Annotated in this window: 14 protein-coding genes; 8 read left to right on the plus strand and 6 right to left on the minus strand. The window is 71.0% G+C overall.

All coding sequences use genetic code 11. From position 1 onward, the window contains the following. Positions 1-3: 3 nt before the first annotated feature. From hydA to KOI47_RS12960, 3 genes are read right to left on the minus strand one after another with little or no spacing between them, the layout of a single operon-like run. A complete protein-coding gene (gene hydA, locus KOI47_RS12950; protein ID WP_216216216.1) occupies positions 4-1,395 on the minus strand; it encodes a dihydropyrimidinase in 1,392 nt (463 codons plus the stop codon). Between the two features lie 12 nt (positions 1,396-1,407). Next, complete coding sequence (locus KOI47_RS12955) at positions 1,408-2,250, minus strand: nitrilase-related carbon-nitrogen hydrolase (protein WP_216216217.1); 843 nt, start codon at positions 2,248-2,250, stop codon at positions 1,408-1,410. Further along, on the minus strand, positions 2,201-3,778 hold the full coding sequence (locus KOI47_RS12960; protein WP_216216218.1) for an NCS1 family nucleobase:cation symporter-1: 1,578 nt from the start codon (positions 3,776-3,778) through the stop codon (positions 2,201-2,203). The genes KOI47_RS12955 and KOI47_RS12960 overlap by 50 nt, the downstream gene beginning before the upstream one ends. A 112-nt stretch (positions 3,779-3,890) precedes the next feature. On the opposite strand from KOI47_RS12960, the gene KOI47_RS12965 reads away from it, so the two are divergent. Together KOI47_RS12965 and KOI47_RS12970 are read left to right on the plus strand one after the other, a co-directional pair. Beyond that, positions 3,891-4,868, plus strand: a complete 978-nt coding sequence (locus KOI47_RS12965; protein WP_216216219.1) for a LysR family transcriptional regulator — start codon at positions 3,891-3,893, stop codon at positions 4,866-4,868. Between the two features lie 166 nt (positions 4,869-5,034). Beyond that, the gene (locus KOI47_RS12970) at positions 5,035-6,540 is read left to right on the plus strand and encodes a S1 family peptidase (RefSeq protein ID WP_232376712.1); all 1,506 of its coding nucleotides are present in this window, start codon (positions 5,035-5,037) and stop codon (positions 6,538-6,540) included. Between the two features lie 106 nt (positions 6,541-6,646). Here KOI47_RS12970 and KOI47_RS12975 read toward each other — a convergent pair whose 3' ends face one another. Beyond that, on the minus strand, positions 6,647-7,027 hold the full coding sequence (locus KOI47_RS12975) for an SSI family serine proteinase inhibitor (RefSeq protein ID WP_216216220.1): 381 nt from the start codon (positions 7,025-7,027) through the stop codon (positions 6,647-6,649). 123 nt (positions 7,028-7,150) lie between these two features. Then, positions 7,151-8,815 (minus strand): PucR family transcriptional regulator, encoded by a 1,665-nt coding sequence (locus tag KOI47_RS12980; protein WP_216216221.1) that lies wholly within the window; start codon positions 8,813-8,815, stop codon positions 7,151-7,153. A 117-nt stretch (positions 8,816-8,932) separates the two neighbouring features. Between KOI47_RS12980 and KOI47_RS12985 the strand changes: the two genes are divergently transcribed. Both KOI47_RS12985 and KOI47_RS12990 read left to right on the plus strand, forming a co-directional pair. Then, positions 8,933-10,237, plus strand: a complete 1,305-nt coding sequence (locus tag KOI47_RS12985) for an aspartate aminotransferase family protein (RefSeq protein ID WP_216216222.1) — start codon at positions 8,933-8,935, stop codon at positions 10,235-10,237. Next, the gene (locus KOI47_RS12990; RefSeq protein WP_216216223.1) at positions 10,234-11,769 is read left to right on the plus strand and encodes a CoA-acylating methylmalonate-semialdehyde dehydrogenase; all 1,536 of its coding nucleotides are present in this window, start codon (positions 10,234-10,236) and stop codon (positions 11,767-11,769) included. The genes KOI47_RS12985 and KOI47_RS12990 overlap by 4 nt, the downstream gene beginning before the upstream one ends. Positions 11,770-11,838: 69 nt before the next feature. Here the strand turns inward: KOI47_RS12990 and KOI47_RS12995 are convergent, their stop codons facing one another. Further along, complete coding sequence (locus KOI47_RS12995) at positions 11,839-14,613, minus strand: AfsR/SARP family transcriptional regulator (RefSeq protein WP_216216224.1); 2,775 nt, start codon at positions 14,611-14,613, stop codon at positions 11,839-11,841. 170 nt (positions 14,614-14,783) lie between these two features. Here KOI47_RS12995 and KOI47_RS13000 point away from each other — a divergent pair, with 170 nt between their 5' ends. The 4 genes from KOI47_RS13000 to dnaJ all read left to right on the plus strand — a co-directional run bounded on the left by KOI47_RS13000 (position 14,784) and on the right by dnaJ (position 18,947). Then, entirely contained in the window at positions 14,784-15,050 is a 267-nt protein-coding gene (locus KOI47_RS13000; RefSeq protein WP_216216225.1) for a hypothetical protein, read from the plus strand. A gap of 199 nt (positions 15,051-15,249) precedes the next feature. After that, entirely contained in the window at positions 15,250-16,602 is a 1,353-nt protein-coding gene (locus KOI47_RS35530; protein WP_232376713.1) for a DUF2786 domain-containing protein, read from the plus strand. A 111-nt stretch (positions 16,603-16,713) separates the two neighbouring features. After that, positions 16,714-17,739 carry a heat-inducible transcriptional repressor HrcA gene (gene hrcA / locus KOI47_RS13010; protein WP_216216226.1) on the plus strand — a complete coding sequence of 342 codons (1,026 nt, stop codon included), beginning with the start codon at positions 16,714-16,716 and terminating at the stop codon, positions 17,737-17,739. 41 nt (positions 17,740-17,780) lie between these two features. Next, the gene (dnaJ, locus tag KOI47_RS13015; protein ID WP_216217278.1) at positions 17,781-18,947 is read left to right on the plus strand and encodes a molecular chaperone DnaJ; all 1,167 of its coding nucleotides are present in this window, start codon (positions 17,781-17,783) and stop codon (positions 18,945-18,947) included. Position 18,948: the final 1 nt, after the last annotated feature.

An 18,948-nucleotide genomic window follows, 5' to 3' on the forward strand; every position in this document is an offset into this window, starting at 1 on the left:
CCCCTAGTTGAGATACTGGCAGAGATCGCGAGCGAGGAACCGGCCGTGCCCGGCCGAGCCGTGGTACTCGCCGCCCGCGATGACCACCCTGCCCCTGGACAGCACGGTGTCCACCTTCCCGGTGAGCTGGAAGCCCTCGTAGGCCGAGTAGTCCACGTTCATGTGATGGGTTCGCGCGGAGATCGTCTGCCGCCCGGCCGGGTCGTAGATCACGATGTCGGCGTCCGAGCCCGGCGCGATCACGCCCTTGCGCGGGTACAGCCCGAACATCCGCGCCGGGGTGGTCGAACTGATCTCCACCCAGCGCGCGGGCGAGATCTCCCCGGCGACCACACCCTGGTGCAGCAGGTCCATCCGGTGCTCGACGCCGGGCATCCCGTTCGGGATCTTGCTGAAGTCGCCCCGGCCCAGCTCCTTCTGGTCCTTGAAGCAGAACGGGCAGTGGTCGGTGGACACCACGGACAGGTCGTTGGTGCGCAGGCCGCGCCACAGGTCGGCCTGGTGGTGCTGCTCCCGCAGCGGGGGAGAGGCCACGTACTTGGCGCCCTCGAATCCCGGTTTCGCCAGGTCGTCGATCGAGAGGTAGAGGTACTGCGGGCAGGTCTCGGCGAACACGTTCTGCCCGGTGTCCCTTGCCTGTGCCACCGCGGCCAGCGCCTGCGCGGCGGAGAGATGCACGATGTACAGCGGCGCGCCGGTGACCCGCGCCAGCGTGATCGCCCGCGAGGTCGCCTCGCCCTCCAGCTCGGGCGGCCTGGTCAGGCCGTGCTGCACCGGGTCGGTCCTGCCGTCGGCCAGTGCGGCGGCGACGAGTTCGTCGATGGCGATCCCGTTCTCGGCGTGCATCATGATGGTCGACCCGGTCTCGGTCGCCTTGTGCATGGCGCGCAGGATCTCCCCGTCGGTGGAGTAGAAGACGCCAGGGTAGGCCATGAACATCTTGAAACTGGTCACGCCGCCGCCGATGCAGGACTCCATCTCCTTCAACGTGGTGTCGTTGACATCGGAGACGATCATGTGGAAGCCGTAGTCCACGGCGCAGGTGCCCTCGGCCTTACCGTGCCATGTGTCCAGTGTGGACAGTAAGGAGGTGCCCTTCTTCTGCACGGCGAAGTCGATGATCGTGGTGGTGCCGCCCCAGGCTGCCGCCCTGGTGCCGGTCTCGAAGGTGTCCGCGGAGAAGGTGCCGCCGAAGGGCATCTCCATATGCGTGTGCGCGTCGATCCCGCCGGGCAGCACGTACTTGTCCGTGGCTTCGAGCACGGTGTCCACCGCTTCCGCGCCGAACACGCCCGGCGCGGCCACGGCGGCCACCCGCTCGTCCTCGACCAGTACATCGGCCGTGGCGGCACCGGTCGAGCTGAGTACCGTGCCGCCCCTGATCAGCGTTCGCATGCGCGACCTCCTTTACGCCTGGGTCAGCGAGTCGTAGCTGTCCGGCCTGCGGTCGCGGTAGAACGCCCACAGGTCGCGTACCTCGGCCAGCTTGGTCATGTCCAGATCCCGGACCAGCACCTCGTCCTCGGTGTCCGATGCCGCCTCGCCAACCAGTTGCCCGCGCGGGTCGACGAAGTAGGACTGGCCGTAGAAGTCGTTGTCGCCCAACGGTTCCACGCCCACCCGGTTGATGGCCCCCACGTAGTACTCGTTGGCAACAGCGGCGGCTGGCTGCTCCAGCCGCCACAGATGCTGGGAGAGCCCCCTGCTGGTGGCCGAGGGGTTGAACACGATCCGCGCCCCGGCCAGCCCGAGTGCCCGCCAGCCCTCGGGGAAGTGCCGCTCGTAGCAGATGTAGACGCCGATCCGGCCGACCGCGGTGTCGAAGACCGGGTACCCGAGGTTGCCCGGACGGAAGTAGAACTTCTCCCAGAATCCCTTCAGCTGCGGGATGTGGTTCTTGCGGTGCTTGCCGAGGTAGCGGCCGTCGGCGTCGATGACCGCCGCGGTGTTGTAGTAGATCCCCGGCTGCTCGACCTCGTAGATCGGCACGATCAGCACCACCTCGTGCCGCCGCGCGACCTCCCGCATCAGCTCGGTGGTCGGCCCGTCCGGGATCCGCTCGGTGTAGGAGTAGTAGTCGGTGTCCTGCACCTGGCAGAAGTACGGGCCGTAGAACAGCTCCTGCAGGCAGACCACCTGCGCGCCCTGGGAGGCCGCGGTGCCGATCGCCTCGACCGCGCCGGCGATCATGGAGTCCTTGTCACCCGTCCACCGCTGCTGGATCAGTCCGGCTCTCACGAGGTCGGTCACTTGTGCCCTCCTTGGTGCTGTGCTCGGTGGTGTGTACGGAACCGCTCCGGCCCGCGGACAGGAGCAGGTAGACGACGAACGCGGCGGCCAGGCCCGCGAGCCAGCTGTAGTCGTAGAACATCCGCAGCGGCGGGATCAGGCCGTCGGCTGGGAAGGGGCCCGCACCCGGCTCGGAGTACGCGCCGCCGACGGCCAGCACCGCACCGACGGCCGAGGCCACCAGCGCGCGCCAGTTCCAGCCACCGCGGAACCAGTACCGGCCGCGTTCGGTGAACAGTTCGGCCAGCTCCAGCCGGGTGCGGGTGTGCACCCAGTAGCCCGCGACCAGCACCCCGGCCACCGCGGCCAGCACGCCGCCGTAGAAGTTGAGCCAGGCGAAGATGTAGATGTTCGGATCGGAGATCAGCCGCCAGGGCTGGATCGCGATGCCGAGTACGCCGGTGATCAGCCCGCCGACCCGGAAGCTGATCCGTTTCGGGAAGGCGTTGGAGAAGTCGTAGGACGGGCTCACCACGTTCGCCGCGAGGTTCGCCGAGACGGTGGCGAGCCCGAGCATGAGCAGCGAGAGCACCACGACCACCGGTGAGTCGAACCGGCTGGCCAGCTCCACCGGGTCCCAGATCGCCTCGCCGTAGATGACGATCCCGCCGGAGGTGACCATGATCGACACGATGGCCATGAAGGACATCGTGGTCGGCAGGCCGAGTATCTGCCCCCAGGCCTGCCTGCGCTGGCTGGAGCCGAACCGGGTGAAGTCCGGCATGTTCAGCGACAGGGTCGCCCAGAACGCGATCATGCCCATCAGCGAGGGGGCGAACACGGTCCAGAAGTCCGCGCCCCAGCCCAGCCGCGAGGGCTGGGAGAAGATCGGGCCGAGGCCGCCTGCCTTGACCAGCACCCAGGCGAGCAGGATCAGGAAGCCCACGGTCACCAGCGGTGCGGTCCAGTTCTCGAACCGCCGCACCGCGTCCATCCCGCGCCAGATGATCACCATCTGGAAGGCCCAGAACAGCAGGAAGCCCAGCCACATCGTCCATGGTTGCCCGAAAACCTCGGCCGCGCCCGTCCACGAGTCGCCGATCAGCCTGCCGAGGATGACGAAGATCGCGCTACCGCCGACCCAGGTCTGGATACCGAACCAGCCGCAGGCGATGAACCCGCGCAGCAGGGCGGCGAGGTTCGCCCCGCGGATGCCGTAGAACGCGCGGGCGAACACCGGGAACGGGATGCCGTACTTGGTCCCGGCGTGGCTGTTCAGCAGCATCGGGGCCAGCACGATCAGGTTGCCGAGAGTGATGGTGAGGAAGGCCTGCGCCCAGTTCATCCCGATCGCGATCAGCCCGGACGCGAGCAGGTAGGAGGGGATGTTGTGCGCCATCCCCATCCACAGCGCGAAGTAGTTGTAGGTAGTCCAGGTGCGTCGTTCGATCGGTACCGGGGCGAGCTCGGCGTTGTAGAACCGGCTACCGTGAACCGAGGTGGCATCGGCGAGTTCGATCCGGCCGTCGGGGTGCTGAACCTGCGCCATCACGGAATCTTCCGGGGTCCGCCGCGCCGGTGGGACTGACAGACTGTTCACCATTGCTGAAGTGGGCGGACAGTTTGTCGCGCGCGGGGCGAACACGGACTAGTTTGTGGGAATGCGGCTGGAGTTGCGGCATCTACGAACGGTCTGTGCGATCGCCGAACACGGCAGCGTGTCCAGGGCGGCGACCGCGCTCGGCGTCGCGCAACCCGCGCTGACCGCGCAACTGCAACGGATCGAGGTACTGCTCGGCGGCGCGCTGTTCGAGCGGGACCGCAGGGGCGCGCGGCCCACCGCGCTGGGCGAACTGGTGCTGGCGCGGGCGAGGGTGCTGCTGCCTGCCGTGGCGGACCTGCAGGCCGACGCCAGCAGGCTCGCCGGTGCCGGTCCGGGCGCGACCATCCAGCAGTTCCGGTTCGGTTCGGTCGGCGTCCCGTTTCTCACCGGGCTGACCAACCGGCTGGAGAAGCAGTTCCCGCATGCGCTGGTTACCACCCAGGTGTCCTGGTCGGCCACCGAACTGGCCGAGGCGGTTGCCGCGCAGCGCAGCGACTTCGCGATCGCCGGGGTGTGCGGTGACGCGAGCGCGCCTGCCGAGCACGGCCTGGTGTGGGCCTCGATCGCGGTGGAGCCGATTTTCGTGGTGCTGTCCGAGGACGACCCGAACGCCGACCGGCCCGAGGTCGAGCTCGCCGACCTCGCCGGGATGCGCTGGGCACACACCCCGGGGGACGGCTGCTTCGCGGACTGCTTCGCCGCCGCCTGTTCCCGGGCCGGGTTCACCCCGAGCCTGCTCAGCGAGGTGGACATCGTCACCTGCATCGACCTCGCCCAGGGCGGGCACGCCGCGGTGCTGTGCCAGCCAACGTTCCGGTTGATGCCGGGCCTTGCCGTGGTGCCGCTGGCCGGTACGCCGCTGACCTGGCGGCACCTGCTCGGCTGGAATCCGGCCTCGCCCGCGGCCGAGTTCGCCGAGACCGTGGTCGCGCACGCGCGGGAGGCCTATACCGACGCGATCACGCGCAACCCCCGCTACCCGCGCTGGCTGGCCGAGCACCCCGCGTTCGATCCGGTCGCCACCAGCACCCGCTGACGCCGACCGGGCGTTGCGCCCGCTCGTGACGATCATGTCCCCGATATAACCGAAACCGTAGTACCCGATCAGGGCAGCCGCTGCGTACGTTTCTCCTCGCCGCGGCGGTGGCGTGATCATCACCGGCCGCCACCGCCGCGCGCACCCCTGCACATAAGGAGAAACAATGCGTCTACCAGCACTGGCGAAGCCACGGGCGGCGATCGCTGCCGTGGCCGCCATGGCGATGACGGCGGCGACCACGGTGCTGTTCGCGGCACCCGGCGCGGCCGCGGAGGAGAACGCGGCGACCGCCGGCGTGCCCACCGAGGTGTTCGCCGCACTGGAACGGGATCTCGGCCTGAGCGAGGGACAGGCCAAGGCCCGGTTCGCGGCCGAGCACCGCGCGGGCGAGCTCGAGCAGCGGCTGCGCAAGCAGCTCGGTTCGGCGTTCGGCGGGGCGTGGATCCCGCGCGGGGACGACCGGCTCGTGGTGGCGGTGACCAACCCGGCGCAGGCCGCGAAGGTGCGCGCCGCGGGGGCCGAGCCGAAGGTCGTGGACGACAGCAAGGCGGACCTGGACGCGCAGGTCGCCCGGCTGGACGCGGGTAAGGCGCTGGCCCCGCGCGCGGTGACCGGCTGGTATGCCGACGTCGAGGCGAACCAGGTCGTGATCAACACCAAGCCCGGCGGCGCCGCCGCGGCGCAGCGGTTCGCCGCAGGCCGCGGGCTGACCGGCGAGGCGGTGCGGATCAACGAGACCACCGAGGCGCCGCGGCCGTTGTACGACGTGCGCGGCGGCGACGCGTACCACATCAGCAGCGGCAGCCGGTGCTCGGTCGGGTTCTCGGTGAACGGTGGTTTCGTCACCGCGGGCCACTGCGGGAACACCGGCGCCACGACCACCGGTTCGAACCGGGTCTCCCAGGGCACCTTCCGCGGGTCCTCCTTCCCCGGCAACGACTATGCCTGGGTGGCCACCAACTCCAACTGGACCCCGCAGGGCGTGGTGAACAACTACAGCGGCAGCACGGTGTCCGTTGCCGGCTCGCAGGAGGCGCCGGTGGGTTCCACGGTCTGCCGCTCCGGCTCCACCACCGGCTGGCACTGCGGGACCATCCAGGCCCGCAACTCCTCGGTGAGCTACCCGCAGGGCACCGTCAGCGGCCTGATCCGCACCAGCGTGTGCGCCGAGCCCGGTGACTCCGGCGGCTCGCTGCTGGCCGGTAACCAGGCGCAGGGCGTCACCTCCGGTGGCTCGGGCAACTGCAGCTCCGGCGGCACCACCTACTTCCAGCCGGTGAACGAGATCCTGCAGACCTACGGCCTCAGCCTGGTGACCGGGGACGGCGGTCCCGGCGACCCGCCCGACCCGCCGGACAATCCGTGCTCGGGTGCGGAGGACAGCCTGACCGGATCGCTGACCTCCGGCGGCGTCGCCTACCAGCCGAACGGGCAGTACTACCGGTCGGACTCCTCCGGGACGCACAGCGGCTGCCTGGCCGGTCCGTCCAGCGCCGACTTCGATCTGTACCTGCAGAAGTGGACCGGAACGTGGACCACGGTGGCCAGGTCGACCAGCCCGGGGCCGGACGAGCAGGTGAACTACTCCGGCACTGCGGGCTACTACCGGTACGTCGTGCATGCATACAGCGGCTCCGGTAGCTACACCCTCGGAATCACCACTCCGTAGTTACCGGTACTGACCGGGGGTCAGATCCGGCCGCGGCCGGATGAACGGGGCGGGGTGCCGGTTGCCGGGCGCGGGCAACCGGCACCCCGCCCTCGTCAGGTCCGGATCAGGGCTGGAACACGCCGCGGGACATCGCGTGCGCGACACAGGGGTTGGAGTAGGTCGTGCTGAAGGCGACCGGCTCGCCCCGCCAGTGCCCGTGCGCCTCCGCCTGCACCGGGGCCAGTTCGAGGGTGCAGACCTGCCGGGTCGGGTGGTCGTCAAGGCTTTCGAAGTCGCCCCACACCAGCGCCAGCGAGCGGCAGGCGAGGGCGGGTTCGGGATGCGTGCCGCCGGAGGGCTGGCATTCCAGGGTCACCGAGCTGCGCTCACCGTCGGCGGTCTCGGTGGTGAGGGTGAACTCGGAGCCGGCATGGGTGTCGGGCCCTCCGATGCACGCGAGGGTGAGCGCGCAGGCCGCGAGGGGTTCGATGGGGAACAGTGCCATATCGGGGATATCGGCAGGCCGGTGCCGAGCACTGTGATCCCGGTCGAGTGATTCTGGTGGCTCGATCGTGGTCCACGGACGTGTGCTAGGAGACCCGGGCCGAGCTTGCCGCGCATCCGCGAGCTAGTAGGACTCACAGCCGCGTGCCCTGCGGATGTCGTGGGCCAGCAGCGCGGCGTGCAGCGAGAGCATCGACTCCGGATCCTCCAGCGGCACCCCGAGCACCTGCTCGATCCGGGCCAGCTGCTGGTAGTAGGCGGTGCGGGAGGTGTGCGCCGCGGCCGCTGCCGCGGACTTGTTGCCGCCGTGCGCGCAGAAGTGCCGCAACGCCTGCACCAGCCTGCTGCCGGCCGCCGCGTCCCGCTCCAGCAGCGCACCCAGCTCGCGGGTGGCGAAGGCGGCCACCCGCTCGTCCTCGGCCAGCAGGTGCAGCAGACCGCGCAGCCGGACGTCCGCCAGCCGGTGCACCCCGCGGGACTCCTGCCCGGTGTCCGCCGGTTCCACCGCGGCGGCCACATGCGCGGCCTCGGTGAGGCTGCGGCCCGCCTCCCCCGCCCCGGTGACCGTGGTGCCCACCGCGATCACCGCGGGCGCCGTGCCACGGGCCTGGTGGATCTCGGCGGCCAGCCGGTCGGCCACCGCGTCGGCGTCGGCGTCCTCGGACAGCGACAGCAGGGCGCGCACGCTGGCGTCCGGGCTGCTGGTCGCGTCGGCGGCCTCGGTGACGGCGACCAGCGCGGGCACCTTCGCCCGCCGCGCCGCCAGCGCCGCGGCCTCGGCGAGTTCGCGCAGCGCCGGTTGCAGGGAGGCGCGCTGCCCGGTGTGTGTATGCGCCCCGATCCACGGCCGGATGGCCGCGCCGACGAGCTGCCTTCCGGTGAGCGGCACGCCCAGCGCCGCCGCCCGCGCCACCAGCTCGGCCGGTGGCGTCGGGGAGGCCAGCAGCTCGGCCAGCACGGCACGGTGCGCCTGCCGTTCCAGGCTGTCACCTTCCCTTGCCAGGAGCTGGTACACCGCCAGCGCGGAGGCCGCGCGCTCGGCGACGACGACATGCCGGTGCGGCGGCTGCTCCGCGGAGACGATGACCAGCCTGCCCCAGTCGTGCCCGCGGGCGCCGACGATGGTGACCAGCCAGCCCGCCTCGGCGTGGTAGCCGGTTCGCTCGCCGAGCCGGGTGGCCCGGGAGCGCCGCACCCAGTCGGCGAGCAGCTCGGCCGGGTCGGTACCCGCCGCGTCGTAGGCGATCACCTGATGGGCCAGGGTCTCCAGCACCGCGGGCTGCTCGGTGATCCGGGCGACCTCGCGCAGCACCGCGGCCGGTTCGGCGCCGGACACGGTGAGCGCGGTGAAGGTCTGGTGCACCCGCTCGGCCGCGCGCAGCTCGGCGACCTGAGCGTCCACGATCAGCCCGTTGACCGTCTCGGTGACCGCGACATAGCGGGTCTCCCTGGACAGCGTGACCAGGGGGAGCCCGTGCCGTTCGGCGGCGGCGACCAGGGCCTCCGGCAGGGTTTCGTGCCAGTGCCGTACCAGCTCCACGATCAGGCCAGCCACCCCGACCTCGGCCAGCTCGTCAACGTACCTGGTCAGCGCGGCGTCGTCATCCGGAAGGGCGATACCGGTGGTCAGCACCAGCTCACCGCCCCGGAGCAGCCGCGCGATATCGGCGGGTTCGGCGACATGGGCCCAGCGCACCCTGCGGTCCAGTCCCGCCGACCCGGCCGCGACCCGTGGGCCGCCGTGCCGGATCACGGGCAGTGCCAGCACCTCCGCCACGGTCGGATACACAGGCACAGACTGTACGGCCGACCGCCGGAGTCCGTACACGTTGCCGGTGGCGTGTCAACGCGGCCCGCCAGCAGACTCGCTGGTAGACGGCGGAACTCAGCTGGGAGAGGAACCGGAATGCCCGACGCGGAGCTCTTGGCCAGGCACAAGGCGGTGCTGCCGGAGTGGCTGGCGCTGTACTACCGGGAACCGATCGAGATCGTGCGCGCCAGCGGACGGCACGTCACCGATGCCGACGGCCAGACCTATCTGGACTTCTTCGCGGGGATCCTGACCAACGCGATCGGTTACGGCATCGCGGAGATCTCCGACGCGGTGCGCGGCCAGCTGGACACCGGCGTGCTGCACACCTCCACGCTGTACCTGATCCGCAGCCAGGTGGAGCTGGCCGAGCAGATCGCCGAGCTGTCCGGGATCGAGAACGCCAAGGTGTTCTTCACCAACTCCGGTACCGAGGCCAACGAGACCGCGCTGATGCTGGCCACCCAGTACCGGCGCAGCAACCAGATTCTCGCGCTGCGCAACTCCTACCACGGCAGGGCCTTCGGCACCGTGGGGATCACCGGCAACCGGGGCTGGTCGGCCAGCTCGCTGTCCCCGGTCAAGGTCAGCTACGTGCACGGCGGCTACCGCTACCGGGACGCCTTCGCCGGGCTCTCCGACGCGGAGTACGTCGAGGCCTGCGTCGCGGACCTGCGGGACGTGCTGCGCACCACCACCTCCGGGGACGTGGCCGCGATGATCGCCGAGCCGATCCAGGGCGTCGGCGGGTTCAACGTGCCACCGGACGGGCTGTTCGCCGGGTTCAAGGAGGTGCTGGACGAGTACGGCATCCTGCTGATCTCCGACGAGGTGCAGACGGGCTGGGGCCGCACCGGAGACCACTTCTGGGGGATCGAAGCGCACGGGGTGACCCCGGATGTGATGACCTTCGCCAAGGGACTCGGCAACGGCCTCGCGATCGGCGGGGTGGTGGCCCGTGCCGAGCTGATGGACTGCCTGCAGGCCAACTCCATCTCCACCTTCGGGGGCAACCCGGTGTCCACTGCGGGCGCCAAGGCGACCCTGGACTACCTGCTCGAACACGACCTGCAGGGCAATGCCGCGAAGCTGGGGGACCGGCTGATCGGCGGCCTGCGCGAGCTGGCCGAGCCCTATGACGTGGTGGGCGATGTGCGGGGCAAGGGGCTGATGATCGGCGTCGAGCTGGTCGAGCCCGGCTCGCACGAGCCGAGCCAGCCCGCGGCCGGGATCGTGCTGGAGGAGACCCGCAGGCGTGGCCTGCTGGTCGGCAAGGGCGGGCTGCACAACAACGTGATCCGCCTCGCGCCACCGATGACGCTGACCGGCGGCGAGACCGAGGAGGCACTGGAGATCCTCGGCGCCGCCTTCGCGAAGGCACAGGAGGAACGAACGGCGTGACGCACTCGACCAACCACTCGACCGACCGGCGCATCAGCCACTGGATCGACGGGCAGCCCTGGGCGGGCACCGCGCAGCGGACCGGGGAGGTGTTCGACCCGGCCACCGGCGAGCTCGCCGCCAGGGTGGACTTCGCGGGCGATACCGAGGTCGCCGCGGCGGTGGCCGCCGCGGGCCGCGCACTGCCCGGCTGGCGGGACACCTCGCTGGCCGCGCGCAGCCGGGTGCTGTTCGCCTTCCGCGAGCTGCTGGCCGCGCGCAGGGACGAGCTGGCCAGGATCGTGAGCGCCGAGCACGGGAAGGTGGAGTCCGACGCCGCGGGCGAGGTCCAGCGGGGACTGGAGAACGTGGAGTTCGCGTGCGGGGCCCCGCAGCTGCTCAAGGGCGGATTCAGCGGCAACGTCTCCACCGGGGTCGACGTGCACTCCGCACACCAGCCGCTGGGGGTGGTCGGGGTCATCTCCCCGTTCAACTTCCCCGCGATGGTGCCGCTGTGGTTCGTGCCAAGCGCGATCGCCTGCGGCAACACCGTGGTGCTCAAGCCGAGCGAGAAGGATCCCTCGGCCGCGGTGTTCCTCGCCGAGCTGTTCGCCGAGGCCGGGCTGCCCCCTGGCGTGCTGAACGTGCTGCACGGGGACAAGGTCGCCGTGGACGGGCTGCTGGAGCATCCGCAGGTGCGGGCGATCTCCTTCGTCGGCTCGACCCCGATCGCGCGTTACGTCTACCAGACCGCGACCTCGCACGGGAAGCGGGTACAGGCCCTCGGCGGCGCCAAGAACCACATGGTGGTGCTCCCGGACGCCGACCTCGACCTGGCAGCGGACGCGGCGGTCTCGGCCGGTTTCGGCTCGGCGGGGGAGCGGTGCATGGCGGTCTCCGTGGTGGTGGCGGTGGACCCGGTCGGCGACGACCTGGTGGCCCGGATCGCCGAGCGGATCGGCCGGATCCGGGTCGGTGACGGCCGCAAGCCGGACTCCGAGATGGGCCCGCTGGTCACCGCCGCGCACCGGGACCGGGTCGCCGGCTACCTGGACGCCGGTGTCCGCGAGGGCGCCACCCTGGTGGTGGACGGCCGTACGGTCCAGCCGGACGGGGCAAGGGAAGGCTTCTGGCTCGGCCCGAGCCTTTTCGACCACGCCCGGCCAGGGATGTCCATCTACGCCGACGAGATCTTCGGCCCGGTGCTGTGCGTGGTGCGGGCCTCCGGTTACCAGGAGGCGGTGGAGCTGGTGAACGACAACGCCTACGGCAACGGCACCGCGATCTTCACCGCGGACGGCGCGGCGGCCCGCCGGTTCGAGAAGGACGTCGAGGTGGGCATGGTCGGGGTGAACGTGCCGATACCGGTACCGGTCGGGTACTACTCCTTCGGCGGGTGGAAGGACTCGCTGTTCGGGGACAGCCACGCCTACGGGCCGGAGAGCTTCCACTTCTACACCCGGACCAAGGTGGTCACCGAACGCTGGCCGGACCAGTCGCATGCCGGCGTCAACCTGGCCTTCCCAGCCGACACCACCCGCCGCGAGCCCTGAACGGCACGTTCGAGACGTTGGACGTCCCAAACACCACGTTCGCGGCGACTGACGTCCGCAACGCCACGTTCAGGACGCGAGGCGGGCACGGACGGCGTCGGCGTCGGGGTGGCCGACGCCGTCCAGGATGTCCAGCGCCCGTTGCCAGGCTTCGCGGGCCCGCTGTGGTTCCCCGCCTGCGTGCCGGGCGTCGCCGAGGCAGCGCAGCGCGGTGGCCTCGTGGTAGTGGTCGCCTAGCTCCCGGAACAGCGGCGCGGCCCGCTGGTAGAACGAGGCGGCCTGGGCGTGCTCGCCAAGGTTCTGGTGCGCGTAGCCGATGCCGTGCAGGGTGTGCGCCTGCCCGTCCCGGTTGCCGAGGACGCGCAACAGCTCGAGGGCCTCGTGGCAGTGGGCCAGTGCCCGCCGGTCCTGCCCGAGCATGGCCTCGCACCTGCCGACGGCGCTGAGTGCGAACGCCTCCCACACCTTGTTGCCGGTGTCCCGGTACAGCTCGAGCGCATGCCTGCTGTGCTCCAGCGCCTCGGTCGGCCGCTGCTGTTGCGCGCTGAGCTGGCTGAAGGAGAACCGGGTGGTTGCCTGGCCGGTGCGGTCGCCGAGCTCGCCGAACAGGGTGAGCGCACGGTCGAGATGCGTGCGCGCCTTGTGGTCCTCGCCCAGGATGGCGTATCCGCGCCCGAGCAGGTGATGGGTGGTGGCCTTGGCGGTACGGTCACCGAGCCGGTCGGCCGCCGCCAGCGCGGTCTGCTGGGTGGCGGCCCGGTGCCGCCAGTAGCCCTGCCGGTTCAGGAAGGTGCTCAACGTCCAGGGCAGTTGCCAGGCATGCGTGTCGAAGCCCTCCCGCACGGCGTGGTCCACGGCCGCGAGCAGGTTCGGCTGCTCGGTGCTGAACCACGCCATCGCCTCCGGGTAGTCGGCGACCTCTCGCGCGGTGACCCCGGGCAGCGGCGGAGCGAGGGCGATCGCCTCCCAGTGCGGCGCGAGATGCCGTTCGGCGGCGAAACCGGTGTGCAGGTAGTGGTCCAGCAGGCGGTGGGTGGCCGCCTGCCGGGACGGTTCGGTCTCCTCCTCGGCTGCGCGTTCCGCGGCGTAGGCGCGGAGCAGGTCGTGCGCGCGGTAATGGCCAGGGGCGTGCTGCTCCAGCAGATGTGTCCGGGTCAGCTCCTCGAGCAGCCTGCGCGTCGTGGACAGGTCACTCCCGTCGAGCGAGGCCGCGGCGTGCAGGCTGACGTCCCACCCCGGATGCAATCCGAGCAACCGGAAAAGCCGGGCCGCCTGCGGGGCCAGCGCGTGGTACGACCAGGAGGTCACGGCGCGGATGTCGGTGGCGGTCTCGTCCGTGGTGAGCGCCTCGAGCGCGGTGAGCCGGTCCCGCTCTCCGCGCAGCTCGTCGGCCAGTGCCCGCAGGGACAGGCCCGGGTTGGTGGTGGCCCGCGCCGCCACGATCCCCAGCGCCAACGGTAGCCGGGCGCACCGGTCGATCAGATCGGACACCGCCTCCGGTTCTGCCGCCACCCGCTCCCGGCCGAGCCTGCCGGCCAGCAGGGCCGTGCCCTCAGGGCCGGTCAACGTGTCCAGCGCGATCGGCAGGGCGTTGTGCGTGGTCACCAGCCCGGCCAGCCGGTCGCGGCTGGTGACCAGGACCGGGCAGCCCGGGCTGCCCGGCAGTAGCGGCTGCACCTGCTCGGTATTCCGCGCGTTGTCCAGCACGACCAGCACGCGGCGGTCGGCCAGCAGGCTGCGGTACATGGCCGCCTGTGCGTCGAAGCCGTCTGGTACCCGCTCCGGCGGTACCCCGAAGGCGTCCAGGAATCCGCGCACCACATCGGCGGCTTCCAGCGGTTCGTTCTTCGGATCGAAGCCGCGCAGGTTCGCGTACAGCTGCCCGTCCGGGAACCGGCCGAGGTGGCGGTGTGCCGAGCGCAGGGCGAGCCAGGTCTTGCCGATGCCACCGGGGCCGTTGATCGTGGCGACCGGCACCGTGCCGTCGCCGGTGCTCAGCGCCGCGTCGAGCCGCCCCTGTTCGTCGGCGCGGCCGACGAACAGCGGCGGCGGGGCCGGAAGCTGCCGGGGCACCGCCACGGCTGCCGCCTCCTCCGCCGCCGCGGGCGAGGCCAGGTCCGGGTCGGCGGCGAGCACCTGCTGGTGCAGTGCCCGCAGCTCGGGTCCCGGGTCGGTGCCCAGTTCGGTCACCAGCCGCTCGCGTACCCGCTGGTAGTGCTCCAGTGCCTCGGCCTGGCGGCCACCGCGGTACAGGGCCAGGATCAGCTGGCCAGCGATGTGCTCGTCCAGCGGATGCGCGGCGGCGTCATCGAGCAGTTCGGGCACCAGCTCGGCATGCCGGCTCAGGCGCAACGCGAGGTCGTTGCGCCTGAGCCGGGCGGTGAGTCGCTCCTCGTGCAGCCGGTTGCGCAGCAGGGTGAACCAGGGCGTGTCCAGGCCGGAGAACGCCTCGCCTCGCCACAGCCGCAACGCCCGGTCCAGGAGGTCCACTGCCTCGCCGTCTCCGGTGGCGGACCGGGACCGCTCGGTCAGTTCGCGGAACTGGTGCAGGTCCACGGCCCCCTCGTCGACGACGAGGAGGTAGCCGCCGGACCGCCGGGTGATCTCCACCTCCGGGCGCAACGCCCTGCGCAGCCGGGAAAGGTAGCTGTAGAGCGCGTGCCTGGCGCGGTCCGGAACCCGGTCACCCCACACCCTGTCCACCAGCTGGTCCGCGGAGGCGGCCCGGTTGGCATCGGCCAGCAGCGCCGCGAGCACGCATCGCTGCCGCAGGTGGCCGAGTTCGACGGGCTTGTCGTCGCGCCATGCCTCGATCTCGCCGAGCACGCCGAACGTGACCGCCACGTCGTTCCTCCGGGGTCGACTGCGTGAACCCTGCATATCGGAACTCTGCGCACCGGTTCAAGGTCCGCACAGGGTGCGTGCAGGGCGGGCAGGCCAGTGTGGAGATCGCAGGCGCGGTGGTGCACAACCGCGCCGCCGCGGAACCGAGATGACAGGTAAGGGGGAAGTCCATGCGATCGAACGGGCTTGTCAGGAAGGCCGCCGTGGGGCTCGGTCTGGCGTTCACCGCCATGACCGTGGCGGCACTGCCTGCGAACGCGGCCACCACGGCACAGCCGGACGGCCAGGCCACGATCAACGGCATGAAGTTCTACGACGACTACTGGACGCTCAGTGAGTGCCGTTCCGTCGGCGAGTGGGGGCTCGATGCCGGCAAGTGGAGCGTGTACTACTGCCAGGAGGACATCCTGGACTGGAACCTGTACTACGACAACTGATCCACTGGGGGTGATCAGGGACGCGGCCACCGCGATATCAACCTCGCCGAAGCGAGTGGGAGGGGCGCGGTGGCCGCGTCCTTTGTCTGCGCCCGGTCCCTTCGTCCGGCCCGCTGCCCGATCCCGTGCCCGGTCGGAATGTCGTAGCCCTCCGCTACCGTGAGTCCCGCTTCGATCACGCGAGACGGAGGGGGTGGCCATGAGCCGACGGAATCGGGAGAAGCGCGGCGCCAAGGCGAAGGAGCGGGCCCGGCAGCGACGTGGTCCCACTCCGCCGCGAGGCGGCTATGCCGGGGAGGACTGCGATTGCCCGCGCTGTCGGGGGACCGCGCCGCCCACGGCGGGTGAGCGGGTCGCCACGACGCTGCTCGCGGCGGCGAACGCGCACCTGCACGGTGACCAGTCCGCGCCGGCCGCCTACGCCGCGGAGCTCGCGAGCGCCCGGTCCGGCGTCCCGCGGGCGACGCTCTGCGCCGGGGCCGGCCTGGCGTTCGGCTGGGTGCTCGGCGGCCTGTGGGAACGCGGCTGGCTGCCGGTCGACCTCTGGCAGGTCACCCGCCGCCGCCTCGATGCCCGCGCGGCCGGGCTGGTCATCGATGCCATCGCGGCCGAACACGCCCAGTACGCCCCGGCCGGCGTGCACGAGCGATGGGCCGACCAGCTGGGGGAGCTGGAGGCGGTCCGCTGGTGGGACGAGTCCCGCCCGTATCTCGAGCAGTGGGCCGAGCGCCGGCGTGTCGGCATGGAGCAGGCCGTCGTCACGGTAATCACGCTGCTCGGCCTGCTGGTCTCGCTGCCAGAGCTGCCGCGCATCCTGCCGCTGCCGGGGACCGCCACCCGGCACGCGGCGGTGACAGGTGTCGACCAGAAGGTGCTGTCCAGGGTCCGCGCGCTGCTGGCCAAGGCGGAGTCCACCGACTACCCCGAGGAAGCGGAGGCATTGTCGGCGAAGGCGCAGGAGCTGATGAACCGGCACGCCTTCGAACGTGCGCTGCTCGACGCGGAGACGCATCAGCCGCAGGTTGCCACCTCCCGCCGGGTCTGGCTGGACAGCCCGTACGCCGACGCCAAGGCGCAGTTGGTGCACGTGATCGCCGAGGCCAACCGGTCGCGCGCGGTGCACCACGACAAGATCGGCTTCGTTTCGCTGGTCGGCGAGGAGATGGACCTGGAGATCGTCGAGCTGCTGGTCACGTCGCTGCTGGTCCAGGCGACCAAGGCCATGGTGGCCGAGGGCAGTCAGAAGACCCGCACCGGCGGCTCCCGCACGCGCTCCTTCCGGAAGTCCTTCCTGATCGCGTACGCCGTCCGGATCGGTGAGCGCCTGACCTCCCAGGAGGCCGCCGCCCGGGACCTCGTGGAGGATCCGCGGCTGCTGCCGGTGCTCGCCGACCGTGGCGAGGCGGTGGACGCCGCGGTCGACGAGATGTTCGGCGGCTTCCTCTACGAGAAGAAGGCGGGCTTCGTACGGGACGGAGCGGGCTGGGCTGCCGGAAGGGCGGCCGCCGATCTGGCCAGCCTCGAGCTCGACCGCGGCGCGGTGACCTCCTGAGACTCTGCTCCGTTGCTTGCTCGGAACCCGGCCGGGGCCTGGACACGGGTGAAGTCCGTAAACTCGGGATCGGGCGGCTCCGAGGCCCGGGTCGACGAAACGGAGGTGCGGGTGGCCAATACCGACGAGCGACGGTTCGAGGTGCTGCGCGCCATCGTCGCCGACTACGTGTCGAACCAAGAGCCGGTTGGCTCGAAGGCCCTGGTCGACCGGCACAATCTCGGTGTGTCCAGCGCCACCGTGCGTAATGACATGGCGGCGCTGGAGGAGGAGGGCTACATCGCGCAGCCGCACACCAGTGCCGGCCGGATCCCCACCGACAAGGGCTACCGGATGTTCGTCGACCGGCTCTCCGAGATCAAGCCCTTGAGCACGGCCGAGCGGCGGGCCATCCAGAACTTCCTGGACGGCGCGATCGACCTGGAGGACGTGCTGCGCCGCTCGGTGCGGCTGCTCGCTCAGCTCACCCGCCAGGTCGCCGTCGTGCAGTACCCCACACTCACCAATTCCACGGTCCGGCACGTGGAGGTGGTCTCGCTCACCCCGGCCCGGTTGATGCTGGTGCTGATCACCGACACCGGGCGGGTGGACCAGCGCGCCGTGGACCTCGGCGACGTGGTGACCGAGGACGGCGTTGCCCGGCTGCGCACGGTGCTGAACTCGGCCCTGGCGGGGCAACGGCTCGCCGAGGCCGCGGCGAAGGTGGCCGAGTTGCCCGAGCAGGCACCGGCCGAGTTGCGCGACCCGATGACCAGAGTCTGTACGGTACTGGTGGAGTCGCTGGTCGAGCACCCGCAGGAAAGGCTGGTGCTCGGCGGCACGGCGAATCTCACCCGCAACGTGGCGGATTTCCCCGGCTCCCTGCGCCAGGTGCTGGAGGCGCTGGAGGAGCAGGTCGTCGTGCTGAAACTGCTCGCCGCCGCACGGAACCCCGGTGCGGTGACGGTGCGTATCGGCGAGGAAAATGAAGACGAGCAAATGCGCAGCACCTCGGTGGTGTCGATCGGTTACGGGATGGACGACCTGCTGCTCGGCGGTATGGGGGTGGTCGGTCCGACCCGGATGGACTACCCGAGCACGATCGCCGCGGTGCGTGCGGTGGCCAGCTACGTCGGCCAGATCCTGGTCGGCAGCTAGCCGGTGCGGTACATGACCAACTGTGGAGGATGGCAAGTACGGTGGCGAGGGACTACTACGGCACCCTGGGGGTAGCCAAGAACGCGAGTGATCAGGAGATCAAGCGCGCCTACCGGAAGCTCGCGCGGGAGTTGCACCCGGATGTGAACCCGTCCGAGGACGCCCAACGGCAGTTCGGTGAGGTCACGACCGCATACGAGGTCCTCTCCGACCCGCAGAAGCGCAAGATCGTCGACCTCGGCGGCGACCCGATGGAGAACGGCGCGAGCGGCGGCGGTGCGCGTGACCCGTTCGCCGGCTTCGGCGGTCTCGGCGACATCATGGACGCCTTCTTCGGCGCGGCCACCGGCGGTGGCGGCGGCCGCGGCCGTGGCCCGCGCAGCCGGGTGCAGCCGGGCTCCGACGCCCTGATCCGCCTCGGGCTGACCCTCGAGGAGTGCGCCACCGGCGTGGACAAGGAGATCACGGTCGACACGGCCGTGCTCTGCGACCAATGCCGGGGTGCCGGGAGCGCGGAGGGCGCCACCACGCAGACCTGTGACACCTGCGGCGGACAGGGCGAGATCCAGTCGGTGCAGCGTTCCTTCCTCGGCCAGGTGGTCACCGCACGGCCGTGCCCGGTCTGCCGGGGCTTCGGCGAGGTGATCACCAACCCGTGCCGGCAATGCGGTGGTGACGGCAGGGTCCGGGCGCGCCGCGATGTCACCGCCAAGATCCCGCCGGGGGTCGGCGACGGGATGCGGATCCGGCTGTCCGGCCAGGGCGAGGTGGGCCCCGGCGGCGGGCCCGCGGGCGACCTGTACGTGGAGGTGGACGAGGAACCGCACGAGGTCTTCCTGCGGCAGGGGCACGATCTGCACTGCAACCTCCGGGTCCCGATGACCACCGCCGCGCTCGGCGCCACCATCCCGATGGAGACGCTGATCGACGGCGAGCACGAGATCGAGATCGAGCCGGGTACCCAGCCCGGTACCGAGGTCGTGCTCACCGGCAAGGGCATGCCGCGGCTGCGCTCCTCCGGGCGGGTCGACGGCCGGGGCGACCTGCACGTGCACATCGACGTGGTGGTGCCGACCAAGCTGGATGAGGGGCAGCAGGAGCTGCTGCGCGAGCTGGCCCAGCGGCGCGGCGAGGAGTCGGCGCTCTCCGGCAACGGCAGCAAGCACGGCGGGCTGTTCTCCAAGCTGCGCGCCAAGAGCCACCGCTAGC

This window comes from Amycolatopsis aidingensis (assembly GCF_018885265.1).
Taxonomy (GTDB): domain Bacteria; phylum Actinomycetota; class Actinomycetes; order Mycobacteriales; family Pseudonocardiaceae; genus Amycolatopsis; species Amycolatopsis aidingensis.